The 15193-nt window shown below is 57.2% G+C and carries 18 protein-coding genes; 17 read left to right on the plus strand and 1 reads right to left on the minus strand.

The window, feature by feature from the left end:
• Positions 1-183 precede the first annotated feature (183 nt).
• Complete coding sequence (locus GEAM_RS02345; protein WP_034787761.1) at positions 184-564, minus strand: hypothetical protein; 381 nt, start codon at positions 562-564, stop codon at positions 184-186.
• 275 nt (positions 565-839) lie between these two features.
• Here GEAM_RS02345 and GEAM_RS02350 point away from each other — a divergent pair, with 275 nt between their 5' ends.
• The 17 genes from GEAM_RS02350 to GEAM_RS02430 are packed head-to-tail and all read left to right on the plus strand — an operon-like array spanning position 840 to position 15069.
• Positions 840-1556 (plus strand): beta-ketoacyl synthase chain length factor, encoded by a 717-nt coding sequence (locus GEAM_RS02350; RefSeq protein WP_034787852.1) that lies wholly within the window; start codon positions 840-842, stop codon positions 1554-1556.
• Positions 1532-2332 (plus strand): lysophospholipid acyltransferase family protein, encoded by an 801-nt coding sequence (locus GEAM_RS02355; protein WP_244956591.1) that lies wholly within the window; start codon positions 1532-1534, stop codon positions 2330-2332. The genes GEAM_RS02350 and GEAM_RS02355 overlap by 25 nt, the downstream gene beginning before the upstream one ends.
• Before the next feature lie 25 nt (positions 2333-2357).
• Positions 2358-2615 (plus strand): phosphopantetheine-binding protein, encoded by a 258-nt coding sequence (locus GEAM_RS02360; RefSeq protein WP_034787766.1) that lies wholly within the window; start codon positions 2358-2360, stop codon positions 2613-2615.
• Positions 2616-2624: 9 nt separating this feature from the next.
• Positions 2625-2879 carry an acyl carrier protein gene (locus GEAM_RS02365; RefSeq protein WP_034787768.1) on the plus strand — a complete coding sequence of 85 codons (255 nt, stop codon included), beginning with the start codon at positions 2625-2627 and terminating at the stop codon, positions 2877-2879.
• 37 nt (positions 2880-2916) lie between these two features.
• Positions 2917-3450: a COG4648 family protein gene (locus tag GEAM_RS02370; RefSeq protein WP_172468487.1), complete on the plus strand. Its 534-nt coding sequence runs from the start codon at positions 2917-2919 to the stop codon at positions 3448-3450.
• Positions 3417-4805 (plus strand): AMP-binding protein, encoded by a 1389-nt coding sequence (locus tag GEAM_RS02375; protein ID WP_034787773.1) that lies wholly within the window; start codon positions 3417-3419, stop codon positions 4803-4805. The genes GEAM_RS02370 and GEAM_RS02375 overlap by 34 nt, the downstream gene beginning before the upstream one ends.
• Entirely contained in the window at positions 4802-5143 is a 342-nt protein-coding gene (locus GEAM_RS02380; RefSeq protein ID WP_034787775.1) for an ApeI family dehydratase, read from the plus strand. The genes GEAM_RS02375 and GEAM_RS02380 overlap by 4 nt, the downstream gene beginning before the upstream one ends.
• Complete coding sequence (locus GEAM_RS02385) at positions 5134-6861, plus strand: glycosyltransferase family 2 protein (RefSeq protein ID WP_034787779.1); 1728 nt, start codon at positions 5134-5136, stop codon at positions 6859-6861. The genes GEAM_RS02380 and GEAM_RS02385 overlap by 10 nt, the downstream gene beginning before the upstream one ends.
• 1 nt (position 6862) lies before the next feature.
• Positions 6863-7306 (plus strand): acyl-CoA thioesterase, encoded by a 444-nt coding sequence (locus GEAM_RS02390; protein WP_034787783.1) that lies wholly within the window; start codon positions 6863-6865, stop codon positions 7304-7306.
• Positions 7303-7908 carry an outer membrane lipoprotein carrier protein LolA gene (locus tag GEAM_RS02395; protein ID WP_034787786.1) on the plus strand — a complete coding sequence of 202 codons (606 nt, stop codon included), beginning with the start codon at positions 7303-7305 and terminating at the stop codon, positions 7906-7908. The genes GEAM_RS02390 and GEAM_RS02395 overlap by 4 nt, the downstream gene beginning before the upstream one ends.
• Complete coding sequence (locus GEAM_RS02400; RefSeq protein ID WP_034787789.1) at positions 7898-10204, plus strand: MMPL family transporter; 2307 nt, start codon at positions 7898-7900, stop codon at positions 10202-10204. The genes GEAM_RS02395 and GEAM_RS02400 overlap by 11 nt, the downstream gene beginning before the upstream one ends.
• Positions 10201-10767 (plus strand): DUF3261 domain-containing protein, encoded by a 567-nt coding sequence (locus GEAM_RS02405; RefSeq protein ID WP_034787792.1) that lies wholly within the window; start codon positions 10201-10203, stop codon positions 10765-10767. The genes GEAM_RS02400 and GEAM_RS02405 overlap by 4 nt, the downstream gene beginning before the upstream one ends.
• 1 nt (position 10768) lies before the next feature.
• Positions 10769-11941, plus strand: coding sequence for a beta-ketoacyl-[acyl-carrier-protein] synthase family protein (locus tag GEAM_RS02410; protein ID WP_034787794.1), 1173 nt, complete (start codon positions 10769-10771; stop codon positions 11939-11941).
• Positions 11938-12429, plus strand: coding sequence for a hotdog family protein (locus GEAM_RS02415; RefSeq protein ID WP_034787796.1), 492 nt, complete (start codon positions 11938-11940; stop codon positions 12427-12429). The genes GEAM_RS02410 and GEAM_RS02415 overlap by 4 nt, the downstream gene beginning before the upstream one ends.
• Positions 12426-13157 carry a 3-ketoacyl-ACP reductase FabG2 gene (locus GEAM_RS02420; protein ID WP_034787799.1) on the plus strand — a complete coding sequence of 244 codons (732 nt, stop codon included), beginning with the start codon at positions 12426-12428 and terminating at the stop codon, positions 13155-13157. The genes GEAM_RS02415 and GEAM_RS02420 overlap by 4 nt, the downstream gene beginning before the upstream one ends.
• Positions 13154-14383: a beta-ketoacyl-ACP synthase gene (locus GEAM_RS02425; RefSeq protein WP_034787801.1), complete on the plus strand. Its 1230-nt coding sequence runs from the start codon at positions 13154-13156 to the stop codon at positions 14381-14383. The genes GEAM_RS02420 and GEAM_RS02425 overlap by 4 nt, the downstream gene beginning before the upstream one ends.
• A 2-nt stretch (positions 14384-14385) precedes the next feature.
• Positions 14386-15069: a 4'-phosphopantetheinyl transferase family protein gene (locus GEAM_RS02430; protein WP_034787807.1), complete on the plus strand. Its 684-nt coding sequence runs from the start codon at positions 14386-14388 to the stop codon at positions 15067-15069.
• Positions 15070-15193 lie beyond the last annotated feature (124 nt).

Genomic DNA, 15193 nt, shown 5'->3' on the forward strand with positions numbered 1-15193 from the left:
AATTGCATAACCCTGAATCGAAAGATTCAGGGTTTTTTGCATTTATAATTCTGCAAATTCCCGGCGTTTAATTAATATCTTTCGCTAAAAACCGCGTTAAATATCGCTTGGTGGCACTTCTATAAAATAAAGTAGATACCCAACCAGAGTATCTACTTATTAACACTTCAGAGTTGATGCTATTTATTGAACGCTTAACTGAATCTTGATGTCTTTATCAAGGTTGGCAATCCAGCGATTATAATTATTGTGGATCATGCCGTTTTTAGCATTCAGGTTGGTGCTATCAATATACTGAATACTATATTGGGTTGATGAATAGTTAATTTGAATATGGGCGCTGAAATCACGCTTCACCAACTTCGCATCAATCACGCCATCCTGAGGCGCTGTCATTGACCAACCGCGCTGCGCACCGGCAATAAGAATCGCTTTGCGCACTTGCTCGGAGGTGTGTTGCAGGACGATGGTTTCCCTGACGTTATGGATCGGAGTAGGGCTTGAGCAGCCGCTAAGTAAGCATGCGACGACGACCGACGCTAAAATTGTATTAGAATATTTCATAATTTATTCTCATGACGATATTAGAAACTCTATAGAGTTAAGATTTTTGCTGTGTTGACCGATATTAACCGATGCGAAATAGTTAATGAGAATAATTAAAACGTCTCATTAAGATTATCGTTTCGATAGAATTAACATTCTTAAACAGAGTGTCAAATTTTTCAGTTTATTCCGGCATTTCAGGTGTTTTGACCTATTGTGCTAAATTGCAGATGAAAGTTGTCGGGTTATATAATAAAGTTTCGGCCTCCCAAAACGTTGAGATGCAGAAGTGTATGAAATACTCATTAGATATCCTGGACTGGCAGGCCGTTGCGCCCGGTCTACGCTCTAAACAGCAGTGGAATCAATGGGCTTCGCACGAATCTGCACCAGGTTTTGCGCAAGCGTTAGAGAAAAGTCCGCTGATCCCGATGATGTCGGAACGGCGGATGAGTCCACCGAGCCGGGCTGCCGTCGAGGCGGGGTTAACGCTGCTTGAAACTCATCAGGTGGATGCTGCCATTTTTACCAGCCAGCACGGTGAGCTGGAGAAGACCTTCAAAATCCTGCAAACCTTGTCACAAGAGGGAGAGGTATCGCCAACCGATTTCTCCACCTCGGTACACAATACGGCAGCAGGCTGGCTGACCATCATTAGCAAGAACGCACTGCCAATCACCTCTTTGGCTGCCGGGACGGACAGTTTCCAGCAGGGGATGTTAGAAGCGCAGGCCATGCTTTTGACCGGAATGCAGCGCGTCCTGCTTATCGATTTCGACGGTCTGGTTCCCGCACTTTACTCACCGCCAAGCGCAGCACCTTTCTATCCCTGCGCCGTGGCGCTATTGCTGGCGAAAGGGGATTCTCTCAGCTGTCAGCAACAACTTGGTGAGCCTTCGCATGAAGCGCTGCCGCAAAGCTTGCAGTTCTTACGCCATTGGCTTAGAGAGCAGAACGATTTCTCCGTCAGCGCGGGAGCGCATCAGTGGAACTGGAGACGCCGCCCGTGAGCGTGCATGAGCAGAAATCCCACTGGTTGAACCGTTTTTGGCGCTGGATCGCCACCGGCTTCTTTTTTGCTATTTTCGGAATCGGCGGATTAGTCCTTTCCCTAATCTGGTTTAGTCTATTACGGCTATTTATTCGCCAGCCCGAAAAACTGCATCGGCTGACGTTGCAGAGTATTCGCTACAGCTTCCGTTTCTTTTTGGGCGCGCTGCGTAGCGTGGGCGTTTTAGATTATCGGTTTGTCGGCATTGAGAAGTTCGAACAGGACGCCGGATGCTTAGTGGTTGCCAATCATCCCAGCCTGTTGGATTACGTGTTCCTAGCCTCACGTATGCCGCGCTGTGATTGCATCGTGAAGCAGGCCTTGCTGAGTAACCCTTTTGTTCGCGGTGTGATCCGTGCCGCTGGGTACTTGGTTAATGCCGGTTCGGAAGAGTTGATGCTGGCTTGTGAAGCGCGGCTGAAGATGGGCGGTACGCTGTTGGTGTTCCCCGAGGGGACGCGTTCAGTGGTCGGGCAGCCGATGACCTTGCAACGCGGTGCGGCCAATATCGCGCTGCGGGCGCACTGTGATATCAGGGTGGTGCGTATCTCCTGCACCCCGCCAATGCTGACCAAGCAGGGCAAATGGTATAACATTCCGCCGACTAAACCGCAGTTCATTATTTCTGTAGAAAACAAGTTCAGTGCCGATAAGTTCATTGATGAGCACGACCTTTCTCCTGCTCTGGCAGCGAGACGTTTGACACACCACCTGCGGTCAGAGTTGACGCGGTAGCAATTAAAATAACGAGAAATAAGTCATGGCTCCTTTAAGTAATGAAATCAAACTCCTCATCATCGAGACGCTGAATCTCGATGGAATGACGCCAGGGGAGATAGACACCACTGCGCCGTTGTTTGGCGATGGTTTAGGACTGGACTCCATTGATGCTTTAGAACTTGGGTTAGCTTTAAAGAACAAATATGGATTGGTTCTGTCTGCCGAAAGTCAGGAAATGCGTGCGCATTTTTATTCGGTAGAGACCCTCGCTAAATTTATATCTGAACAGCGTGGTTGAGAGAGACGTATGCAGAAGCAAGATATTTATCAAGAGATTAGAGTACTGCTGGTGAAACTGTTCGAGCTTGATGAAGAAGATATCAAGCCAGAATCAAGACTGTATGAAGATCTGGAATTGGACAGCATCGACGCGGTCGATCTCATCGTACATTTGCAGAAAACCACCGGACGCAAAATCAAACCTGAGATGTTTAAGTCGGTGCGCACCGTGCAGGATGTGGTTGACGCCATAGGTCAACTGCTCGAATCAGAACCTCAGTAAGAGAGTGTCGCGACTGATTCGGGTCAGCCAGTGGCTAATGCCGCTGGTGATTTTGGCTTACCCCTTTGCCGTGTGGCTGGGGATAAAGCACGCCGGTATTGCTGTTCTGGCGCCTATTTTGACGCTGGTTTTTATTCTGCGATTGATCACCTTTCGCGGGAAATTAAGCCAGCTCGCATTTTTGGGAAAAGCGATTGCGGCGGTGGGCATTCTGCTGGCCCTCGCCAGCTGGATACTGAATAAGAGCCAAATGCTGCTCTACTATCCGGTCGCGGTGAATGCATTACTGTTTATATTGTTTTTCTCCTCTCTGTTTTATACGCCAACAATTATCGAACGGCTTGCGCGGTTGAGTGAGCCGGAATTATCGCCAGCGGGCATCGCTTACACGCGAAAAGTCACCAAGGCGTGGTGTGCGTTTTTTATTTTTAACGGTGCAATTGCGCTTTATACCTGCTTGCGCGGGGATTTGGCATTGTGGACGTTTTACAACGGCGGATTAAGTTATCTGCTGATTGGCTTATTGATGAGTGTTGAATGGATAGTCAGAAAAAGGGTACGGCGCGTCTAACTTTGCCTATGTCGGGCTGGCTTGCTGCTGAGCGTTCGGGCGAGCAGTTGGTCGCCTTCTCTAAAGACCGGCAGTGGCGAGTAAAGGATTTACGCCTTGATGTACTTCATCTCGTCAATAAAATCAGCACCACGACTGCGCCAAGATGGGCGCTGTGCTTTGATAGCCCTTACGCCTTTGTTGCCAGTTTGCTGGCGGTGCTCTACTGCGGGCGAACGCCGATATTACCCGGACATTGCCGTCAAGCTGTGTTGCGCGAAATGCAGCCAGATTTCGACGCGCTGCTCACTGACCAGCCGCTCGAGCTGAATTGCCCGACGCTGCACTTTCCTTTTGAGTCTCAACCGCCGCTTGCGCCTGAACAGCTCACTCTGCCGCCTTGGCAGGATGATTTGTCGCTGGTGCTGTTCACCTCCGGCTCCACGGGCGCGCCGCAAAAAGTGGTGAAGCCCGTCGCCAGCCTCGAGCGTGAAAGCCAATGGCTGGCCGAGTGCTGGCAAGCGTTGCCTACGAATGCTCGACTGGCCGCCACGGTAGCGCATCACCATATGTACGGGCTGACATTCAGCCTTGTGCTGCCTCTGTCGCTCGGTTTGCCGATTTACGCCAGCCGAATTGAGTACCATGAGCAGCTGATTGAATTAGCCGGTGGCGGCCCTTTGCTGCTGATTGCCAGTCCTGCGTTTCTGCAAAGGCTAGACCCGGCGCTGCCTGCCGCCTGCTGCGAGCTGGTATTTTCAGCCGGTGGTCCACTGAGCTATGAAGCTGCCCAGAGAGCTCAGAGCCAATGCGGCGTCTTGCCGACCGAGATTTACGGCACCACGGAAACCGGCATTCTGGCCCATCGCCAGCAACTGGCGCAGAATTCGCCGTGGGAACTTTTCGGCGGGATCACCTTGCTGGGCCAAGATGATGTCGGCCAGCGGGCATTATCGGAATTGATCCCGCAGCCTGACGGGGTATTGCTGAGCGATACTATTAGGCTGCTGGAGGATCCGCGCCAGTTTCACCTTGGCGATCGTCAGGATCGGGTGGTTAAGATTGCCGAGCAGCGCATTTCACTGACTGAGGTCGAACTGCGTTTGCGTGGGATAGAGTGGCTGTCCGATGCCAGCGTGCTGCTGTTGCATAAGCGCGGCCGGGATCACGTCGCGGCGCTGATTGTGCTGAGTTCAGCCGGGCAGCAGCAGCTAGGCCACTTGGGGCAGGCCGCTTTTCAGGCCGCGCTGCATCAACAGCTGCGCCTTTGGCTCTCTCCCGTCGCCATTCCGCGTCTTTGGCGAATCGCGCCCGAGATCCCCGTCAACGCGCAGGGGAAACGGGCCTATGCGGAAATACAGGAAATGTTCTTATGATGATGCCAGAGGTGCTTCACTCGCAACGCGACGCTCATGTCCTGACCTTGACTCTGCGCCTTCAGCCGGAGCTGTTTTGGTTCGAGGGCCATTTCCCCGAGCTGTTAATTCTGCCCGGCGTGGCGCAGCTAAACTGGGTGATGGCCTTTGCCAGCCGTGATTCCCCGCAGATGGGAACGTTTGGCGGCATGGACGTACTTAAATTCCAGAAACCGCTATTTCCTAACGAACAGGTCGAGTTGCGCATTGAATGGTTGAAAGAGAAGCAGCGTCTGGTGTTCAGCTATCAGGCTGCCCAGCAGGTGGCGAGCAGCGGGAAAGTGATTTTATGTCCTTAACCGCGGCCGGGTTCAGGCCCTGCATCATTATTCCCTGCTACAACCACGGCCCGATGATGGCTGGCGTGCTGGCGCGTCTGGAGAAATTCGGCCTGCCGTGCATTGTAATTGATGACGGCAGCGAGCCCGCCACGGCGCTGGAGTTACAGCGTTTAGCTGCCGAATTGCCGCAGATTTCGCTAACCCGCTTGGCCGAAAATCAGGGCAAGGGGGCGGCGGTAGTCGCGGCGTTAAAACAGGCTGCGGCCATGAATTACACTCACGCGGTGCAGGTTGATGCCGACGGGCAGCACCAGTTAGACGATGTCCCAGCAATGCTCGTCGAGGCGCAGAAGTACCCGGATACGCTGATCTCCGGTCAGCCAATCTATGATGAATCAGTGCCGAAAGCCCGGCTGTATGGGCGCTATGTCACCCACGTCTGGGTATGGATTGAAACCCTGTCGCTGTCGCTGAGAGACAGCATGTGCGGCTTTCGCGTTTACCCGCTGGCCCCTTGTCTCGAGCTAATGCAGTGCCATCGACTGGGGGAGCGAATGGATTTCGACACCGAAATCATGGTTCGTCTCTATTGGCAGGGGACGCGCAGCCGTTTCTTTCCGACCCGCGTGACTTACCCGCAGGACGGCCTTTCGCACTTCGACGCCCTGAAAGACAATCTGCGCATTTCGTGGATGCACACCCGGCTGTTCTTCGGCATGCTGCCGCGCATCCCCCGGCTGCTGCGAATGCGCCGGAAAGTGACTGCTAACTCACACTGGTCGCAAACTCCCGAGCGCCAAGGGCTGTGGGGCATCCGATTGATGCTCAAAGTTTATCAACTGCTGGGTCGCCGAGCCTTTGAGCTGCTGCTCTATCCGGTCATTGGCTACTTCTGGTTGACCGGGCGCACTCAGCGTCAGGCTTCGCAACACTATTTACGTCGGGTGGCAGACTATGCCGAGCAGCATCAGCACCACTTGCCTTATCAACTGAGCAGTTTCCGCCATTTTCTGCGTTTCGGCGACGCCATGCTCAACAAGCTTGCCAGCTGGCGCGGCGATACCGTGCTCGGCCGCAACGCCGTCATGGTTAACCGTGAACTGTGCGAAGCGCAGATAGCCTCCGGGCGCGGGACGCTGATCCTTGCTTCCCATCTTGGCGATATTGAATCCTGCCGCGCGCTGGGCGAGTTGAATCACAATGTGAAGGTCAACGCGCTGGTGTTTACCCAGCATGCCGAGCGCTTCAATCAGATCATGAAAGAGGTCAATCCGCAGGCCAATATCAACCTGATTCAAGTCTCGACCTTAGGCCCTGATACCGCCGTGATGCTGAAAAGCAAGCTGGAAGCGGGGGAGTGGGTGGCTATCGTCGGAGACCGAACTTCCGCCGGGCAGCATGCTCGCGGCGAAGCCCCTCGGGTGGTGCGCAGCCGTTTTCTTGGCGAGCTCGCTACCTTCCCGCAGGGGCCGTTTATTCTGGCTTCTGCCCTGAAAGTGCCGGTATTTCTGATGTTCGGCCTTAAACAGAACCAGCAGCTTCACATCTATTTTGAAGCCTTTGCCGACCCTCTGCTGCTGCCGCGCAGCCAGCGCCAGCAGAGCCTTCAGGCGGCGGTCGATCACTACGCGCAGCGGCTGGAGCACTACTGTCTGCTGGCGCCGCACGACTGGTTTAACTTTTTTGATTTTTGGCAGCCGCCATTGGTGGATGCAGCACAACGGGACCCAGACTGATATGCCTTCGAAACTCGATCCGCGCTTTGACGCCCCGCGTTTTAGCACCCGCGTAGAGATAACCATTCCTTTCCATGATGCTGATGCGATGGGCGTGGTGTGGCACGGTAACTACTTCCGCTATCTCGAAATCGCCCGTGAGCAGCTGCTCAAACAGTTTGATTACGGCTATCGGCAGATGCAGGCCTCGGGCTATGTGTGGCCGATTGTCGACACCCGCGTGAAGTACATCGCGCCGCTGCTGTTTGAGCAGCAGATTGAGGTCCACGCGCAGTTGGAAGAGATTGAAAACCGCCTGCGCATTGGCTACCAGATTTTCGACTGCGCCACCGGCAAACGCACCACCACCGGCTACACCATTCAGGTGGCGGTGGATGCCGAAAGCAAAGAGATGTGCTTTGTCTCGCCACAGGTTCTGTTCGATAAAACGGGGATCGCGCTGTGAAAACCTTACTGCTTTTTTGCCTGAGTTTGTTCAGTCTGGCTTGCCACGCCGTGACCTTGGAAGAGTTGCAGCAGCGTTTTAGCCAGCAGCCGGTGCTGCGCGCCCAGTTCGAGCAGCAGCGCAGCATCAGCGGCATGAGTCAGCCGTTGAAATCCAGCGGCAACTTACTGATTGCACAGAAAAATGGCCTGTGGTGGCAGCAGGAGAAGCCATTCAGCCTGACGCTACTGCTAACCGAAAACCGCATGGTCCAGACCATGCAGGGCCAGCCGCCGCAGGTGGTGACGGCGGACAACAACCCGCAGATGTTCCAGTTTAACTCGCTGCTGACCGCGCTGTTCCACGCCGATCGGCAGGCTTTGCAGCAGAACTTTAAGCTCGATTTTAGCGATAAAGGGCAGGGGGCTTGGCAGTTGACCCTGACGCCGACCACCACGCCGCTCAATCGGCTGTTCCGCAACCTTCATCTCGAGGGCAGCGCCTTTCTGGATAATATAGAAATCAATGACATGCAGGGCGATGTTACCCGCATCCACTTCTTCAATCAGCAAACGCAACCGGCGACGCTGACCCCGGCGGAGCAGGCTCACTTTGGCGCCTAATCTTCACCGCAGGCTGGCGCAGGGCTGGCTGCTCATTTGCCTGCTGCTGGTGGCCGCGCTGGTGGTTATCCTGCCGCGCAGCCAGATTAACAGCAGCGTGCTGGCACTGTTGCCCAAGCAGCAGCTGGCGGGCGTGCCGGATGAACTGTCGCGCGGCTTTAGCCAGCGGCTGGACAGGCAGCTGGTGTGGCTGGTTAGCCCGCCGCAAACGGCTGGAACCGCGCCGTTGGATGACTGGCTGGCGCGCCTGCGCCAACTGCCCGCGCTGGGTGAGGTGCAGGGGCCGATGAGTGCCGAGCAGCAGCAAGCCTGGGGCGCGTTTTTCTACGCCCATCGCAACGCCATGCTGGACGACGCCACGCGCCAGCGGCTGACCTCAGGCGCGCAGGCCCAGAGCCAGTGGATTTTGGGGCAGGTCTATTCCGCTTTTGCCGGAGTCAGTGGCAAAGAGCTGAATCACGACCCGCTGCTGTTGGTGCGCGCTTCGCAAATGGCGCAGCAGCAGAACAGCGCGGGCATGAGCCTCGACGACGGCTGGCTGGTGGCGACCGACAAGCAGGGCCGCCGCTGGTATCTGTTGCACGGCGAGCTGAAAGCTTCTTCCTACGACATTACCAGCGGCAGGCAGGTGGTCGCCGCGCTGGAGGCGCAAAAGCAGGCATTCGAGCAGCAGTGGCCGGGTGCCAAAGTGCTGGAGCGCGGCACGGTTTTCTATAGCGATTACGCCAGCCATCAGGCCGAGCGGGATATTTCCACCATTGGGCTGGCCTCGGTGATTGGCGTCTTCGCGCTGATCTTGCTGATGTTCCGTTCGATCCTGCCCATGCTGCTCAGCCTGCTGTCGATCACCATTGGCGCGCTGAGCGGCACTGTTATCACCCTGTGGGTATTCGGCGAAATCCATATTATGACGCTGGTGCTGAGCGCCAGCATTGTCGGCATCTCAGCCGACTACACGCTCTACTTCCTCACTGAGCGGCGAGTCCACGGCGCTGAAAACTCGCCGCTGGAGAGCCTGAAAAAGCTCTTTCCGGCGCTCTCTGTCGCCTTGCTCACCACGGTGGCAGCCTATCTGATGCTGCTGATCGCGCCATTCCCCGGTTTGCAGCAGTTAGCGGTGTTTGCCGCCGCTGGCCTGAGCGCCGCCTGCATTACCGTTATGTGCTGGTACCCTTATTTGTCGCGCAATCTGCCGGTCGGCACCACGCCGGGGCTGGTGTTGATCCTGCGCTGGCTGCACGCGTGGCGCAGCCGTAAAGCCATGCGCATTGGGCTGCCGCTGCTGTGCGCCGCGCTGGCGCTGGGCGGGTTGGCGCGTCTGCATATCAATGATGACATTGCCGACCTGCAAGCTCTGCCCGCTGACCTGCAACAGCAGGAGCAGCAAATGGCGGCGCTGACCGGGCAGACTAATGACCAGAAATGGCTGGTGGTTTATGGCGAAAACGCCGAGCAGGCTTTGCAGCGGCTGGAGAAGCTGCGCCCGGCGTTGGCAAAAGCCAAGGCGCAGGGCTGGATCGAGGGCTATCGCGCCATTGGCCTGCCTTCACTGCATCAGCAACAGCTAGATGTCGATCTCCTGCGCCGTCAGGCTCCGCAGGTCATTGCCCAGCTGCAGCAGGCGGGGATCGCCTTACCGGCGGCGGATCTCAGCGATCAGTTTGTGACTCCGCAGGCTTGGCTGGATAGCGTGGTCAGCCAAGGCTGGCGGCTGTTGTGGCTGTCACTGCCCGACGGGCGCAGCGCCACGCTGGTGCCGGTCAGCGGCGTGCATAACGGCTCGGCCATGGCTCAGCTGGCGAAAGAGTTTGCTGGTACCGGCTGGGTAGATCGCAAAACCGAGTTCAGCCAGCTGTTCTCCGAATATCGCGTTTATCTCTCCTACCTGTTGGGGCTGGCGGTGCTGCTGATTGCGGCCATCTACTTGTGGCGCTATCGCCTGCCGCACGGGCTGGTCTGTCTGGTGCCGACCCTGCTGTCGCTGGCGATGGGCCTCGCGGCGCTGGGCTACAGCGGCCATAACCTAAACCTGTTCTCACTGCTGGCCTTGGTGCTGGTGCTCGGCATTGGCATCAACTACACGCTGTTCTTTACCAACCCGCGCGGCACGCCGACCACCTCAATGTTCGCCATCTTTATGGCGGTGGTCACCACGCTGCTGACGTTCGGCATGCTGGTGTTCAGCTCAACACAGGCCATCAGCAGCTTCGGCATTGTACTGAGTTGCGGCATTTTGACTGCGTTCCTGCTGTCGCCGCTCACCCTGCCGGTCAAAAAAAGAGGAAGAAAAAAATGAGCCGAGTGCTAATGGCTTTGATGGTGCTGATGCTCAGTGCCTGCGCCTCGCAGCCCAAACCGGATGAAACCGCACAGGCGTGGCTGAAGCCCGGCGTGCGGGTGGCGTTGCCGACGCCCGAGTTTGCCAAGCCCTTCAATCAACAGCAGTTATTGACCGCCACGGTCGACGGCAAGCAGCAATCTTTGCTGGTGCTGGTGAGTGCCGACGGCAAGTCGCTGCAAATTGCCGGGCTTTCTCCTTTGGGCATCCGCCTATTTAAGGCCACTTATGACACGCAGGGGATCCACACCGAACAGGCAATTAAAATCGCCCAACTCCCTCCAGCCAATCAGGTTCTGGCCGATATCATGTTCTGCTACTGGCCGGTGAGCCGCTGGCAGCCGCTGCTACCGGCGGGGTGGACGCTGAAGGATCAGGGCGCGCGGCGGGTTTTGGCCGACAATCAGGGCAGAGAGGTAACCCGGATCGACTATTTGCAGCGCGGCGCAGAGCGCCAGCCGGTGTCCATCACCCAGCGCGCTTTCCATTACCAGATAACCATTCAGAATGTGGATAACTAACATGATTTACTTTTCTGCCGTCGGAATGGTCAATGCGCTGGGTAACACATTGCCGGAGATTGCCGATAACCTCGCCCACGGCCGCGCGCCGGGCATGCTGCCGGACAGCCAGCAGCTGGCCAGCAAACGGCAGATTTGGCTGGGGCAGGTCACCGCCGACTTGCCGCCAGTGCCGGATCAATGGGTTGCACACCGCAGCCGCAACAATCAGCTGCTGCTGGCCGCGCTGGCGCAGATTGAGCAGCCGGTTCGTCAGGCGATTGCCAAGTACGGTCATCAGCGCATTGCGGTGATCATGGGCACCAGCACCTCGGGCATTGCCGAAGGAGAAATGGCGGTCAGCCACCATCAACAGACAGGCGAACTGCCTGCGGATTATCACTACCAGCAGCAGGAGTTGGGCGACCCGGCGCAGTTTTTGGCGAAGTATTTGCAGGCGGAAGGCCCGGCTTACACGCTGTCGACGGCCTGCTCCTCCAGCGCGCGGGCGATAATCAGCGGCCAGCGGCTGATTGCCGCAGGTCTGGCCGATGTCGCGCTGGTGGGCGGCGCAGACAGCCTGTGCCGCATGCCGATTAACGGCTTTAACAGCCTTGAGTCCTTGTCCCACGGCCGCTGTACGCCCTTTGCCGAAGGGCGTGACGGTATCAATATTGGCGAGGCGGCGGCGCTTATCCTGCTGACCCGCGAACCGGCGGATATTGCTTTGCTGGGCTTCGGGGAGTCTTCCGACGCATGGCACATGTCCGCGCCACACCCCGAGGGTGAGGGCGCCGAGCGGGCGATGCGCATGGCGTTGCAGCAGGCCGGAATGACGCCGGACGACGTGGGGTACATCAATTTGCACGGCACGGCGACGCCGCTCAACGATCAGGCCGAAGCCGCCGTGACCCATCGCCTGTTTGGCGACCGCGTGCCTTGCAGCTCCAGCAAGCATCTGACCGGGCACACATTGGGGGCCGCCGGGGCGACCGAGGCCGCGCTGAGCTGGCTGATCCTCCATCAAGATTTACCTTTGCCGATGCAGGATTTCTCGGTGGCGGCGCGTGATGCTTCTCTGCCGGAAATTGCCTTAGTGACCGAGCCACAGCGCCCGGCGCGCCCGGTTATTCTGTCCAACTCGTTTGCCTTTGGTGGCAACAATGCCTGCATTCTGATTGGGAGAGCGCCATGAGCCGCCACTACTTGCCCGCCAAAGATTATCTGCCCCACGCCGCGCCAATGGTGCTGATTGAAGAAGTGATCGACGTCGGGGAGAAGAGCGCGCATTGTCGCGTTAAGGTGACGAAAACTGGCGTTCTCGCACCCTTTTTGACCCCAAACGGGGCTTTGCCCGCGTGGTTTGCCATTGAGCTGATGGCACAGACGGTGGGCGTGTGGAGCGGCTGGCACGGCAAGCAGCAGGGCGGCGAGCCGCAGCTTGGCATGTTGCTTGGCGGGCGCGGGTTGAAGTGCGCGGTAGCGGAGTTCGCTGCCGACAGTCTGTTAGATATTCGAGTAGAAATGATGTTGCGAGATGAAAAGCTCGCCAATTTTGAATGCGCCATTACGCTGGCCGACAGTGAAGATGGACAACACCAAGAGATCGCCCACGCGAGGCTGAACACCTATCAGCCCGATGCGGATGAAATAATAAAATTAAGTCAGGGGATGCAGCAATGAGTCGTTCAGTATTGATTACTGGGTCGAGCAAGGGGATTGGCAAAGCGATTGCTGGCCAGTTGGCGCGCGACGGTTTTCTGGTGGTGATCCACTACCATCGCGATCGCGTCGGGGCAGAGGAGACGCTGCAAGAGGTGCTGGCGGCGGGCGGCGCAGGGCGAATTGTCAGCTTTGACGTCGGCAACCGACAGCAGTGTCGGGAAGTGATTGAAGCCGATATCGCCGCCCACGGCGCTTACTACGGCGTGGTCAACAACGCGGGGATCACCCGTGACGGCGCTTTCCCCGCCCTGACCGACGAAGATTGGGACGGCGTGATCCATACCAATCTCGACAGCTTCTACAATGTGCTGCATCCGTGCGTGATGCCAATGATTGGCCTGCGACAGGGTGGGCGGATTATTGCGCTCTCCTCGGTTTCTGGGGTGATTGGCAACCGTGGGCAGGTGAACTACAGCGCCGCCAAGGCGGGTATTATCGGCGCGTGCAAGGCGCTCTCCCTCGAGCTGGCCAAACGCAAAATCACCGTCAACTGCATTGCGCCGGGCCTGATCGACACCGGTATTGTCGACATGGAACCCGCCGCGCTGGACGTGGCAATGAGCATGATCCCACTCAAACGCATGGGCCGCGCCGAGGAAGTCGCCGGGCTTGCCAGCTATTTGATGTCGGACATCGCGGCCTACGTGACCCGCCAAGTGATTTCCATTAATGGAGGCATGGCATGAGTCATCGCGTCGTGGTAACCGGCATGCAGGGCGTGACCGCCTTTGGTAATGACTGGAGCGCGGTTTCCGCCCGTTTGCAGCAAGGGCAAAACGCCGTGCGCCATATGGATGAATGGCTGGAGTATCAGGGGCTGAATACTCATCTTGGCGCGCCAATCGATGACTTTGTTCTGCCCGCGCACTACACCCGTAAACGCATTCGCTCGATGGGGCGCGTGTCGCTGCTTTCTACTCGCGCCACTGAACTGGCGCTGGAGCAGGCCGGGCTGCTGGATAACCCGGTGCTGACCAATGGTGACACCGGGATTGCCTATGGCTCCTCAACGGGCAGCACCAAGCCGGTGAGCGAGTTCGCCACTATGCTGACCGAAAAACACACCAATAACATCACCGGCACCACCTATGTGCAGATGATGCCGCACACCACGGCGGTGAATACCGGGCTGTTCTTCGGCCTGCGCGGGCGGGTTATCCCGACGTCCAGCGCCTGTACTTCGGGCAGTCAGGCCATTGGCTATGCCTTTGAAGCTATCAAGCACGGCTACCAGAAAGTGATGGTGGCGGGCGGCGCGGAGGAGCTTTGCCCGTCGGAGGCGGCGGTGTTCGACACGCTGTTTGCGACCAGCCAGCAAAATGACGCGCCGCAGCTCTCCCCGCGCCCGTTCGACAAAGCGCGCGACGGGCTGGTGATTGGCGAAGGGGCGGGCACGCTAATTCTGGAATCGCTGGATCACGCGCTGGCCCGTGGCGCGACTATCTATGCCGAAATCATCGGCTTTGCCACTAACTGCGACGCGTCGCACATCACGCAGCCGCAAAAAGAAACCATGCAGATTTGTATGCAACAGGCCTTGCAGCAGGCCGGGCTGGCGGCGTCGGACATTGGCTATATCAGCGCCCACGGCACGGCCACCGAGCGCGGCGATATTGCTGAGAGTCTGGCTACGGCGGCTATCTTCGGCAATAAGACGCCGATCTCCTCGCTTAAAAGCTACTTCGGCCACACGCTGGGGGCCTGCGGCGCGCTGGAGGCGTGGATGTCGCTGGAGATGATGCGCGAAGACCGCTTTGTGCCGACCATCAACCTGACCCATCCCGACCCCGAGTGCGGCGATTTGGATCACATCATGGGTGAGTCGCGATATATCCAGACCGAGTTTATTCAGTCGAATAACTTCGCCTTTGGGGGCATTAACACCTCGCTGATTTTCAAACGCTGGCCTTAATCATGAGCCGCTGCCTGATTGCCACGGGTTCTGTTAGCAGCCGGTTTGCGCCGGATTTGCTGCCGCAGTCCGTATGGCAACAGGCCGCCGCGATGGGTGAAAGGCGTCGTGAGTCGTTTCTGGGCGGGCGCGCGCTGCTGGCAAGGCTGATGCGCGACCACTTTGGCTGCGCTCAACTGCCGGACATCCAGCCCAGCGCCACTGGTAAACCGGCCTTTTACGACCCCACGCTGCCACACTTCTCCCTGAGCCATAGCCATCAGCAGCTGCTGGTGGCGGTGTGCCCATCTGGCGAAGTGGGATGTGATATTGAGAGGCTACGCCCGCGCGCCTCAATGCCAGAGCTGGCGCGCGAGGTTTTCAGCAACTTGGAAAATCAGTGGCTGCTAGAGCAGGGCGAACAGCTGGCGGAAGCCTTCTGGCAGCTTTGGACCTTACGCGAAGCCTGTCTCAAGCAGCAGGGCGGCAGCGTATGGCAGATGGCGTCGGTGACAATCGACCCATTGCGGCATCAGTTTTCCGCGCCTGTGGTCGTTGGGCAATTGGTGAGTTGGATGACGGCGGAAGCTGCCATAGCGCTGGCCTTGCCGACAACCGTTAAGCAGGTTGACGCTTTTACTGCCGACCAATCGGGCCAGCTTGCCCCTTCTTCCCCCGCATGGCTGCCTTTCTCCCGCGCCGATTGATGCTTTAAAATCAAAAGTGTTCTGACCAAGCTGTCGTTTTTATCCATGAAATGGAAGTTCATACTCTCCCTCATACGATTTACCGGCTCGCCGGACTTACCTTAAATTCAAAAAGATAGAGAGA

The sequence above is a fragment of the Ewingella americana ATCC 33852 genome, from assembly GCF_000735345.1.
GTDB classification, from domain to species: domain Bacteria; phylum Pseudomonadota; class Gammaproteobacteria; order Enterobacterales; family Enterobacteriaceae; genus Ewingella; species Ewingella americana.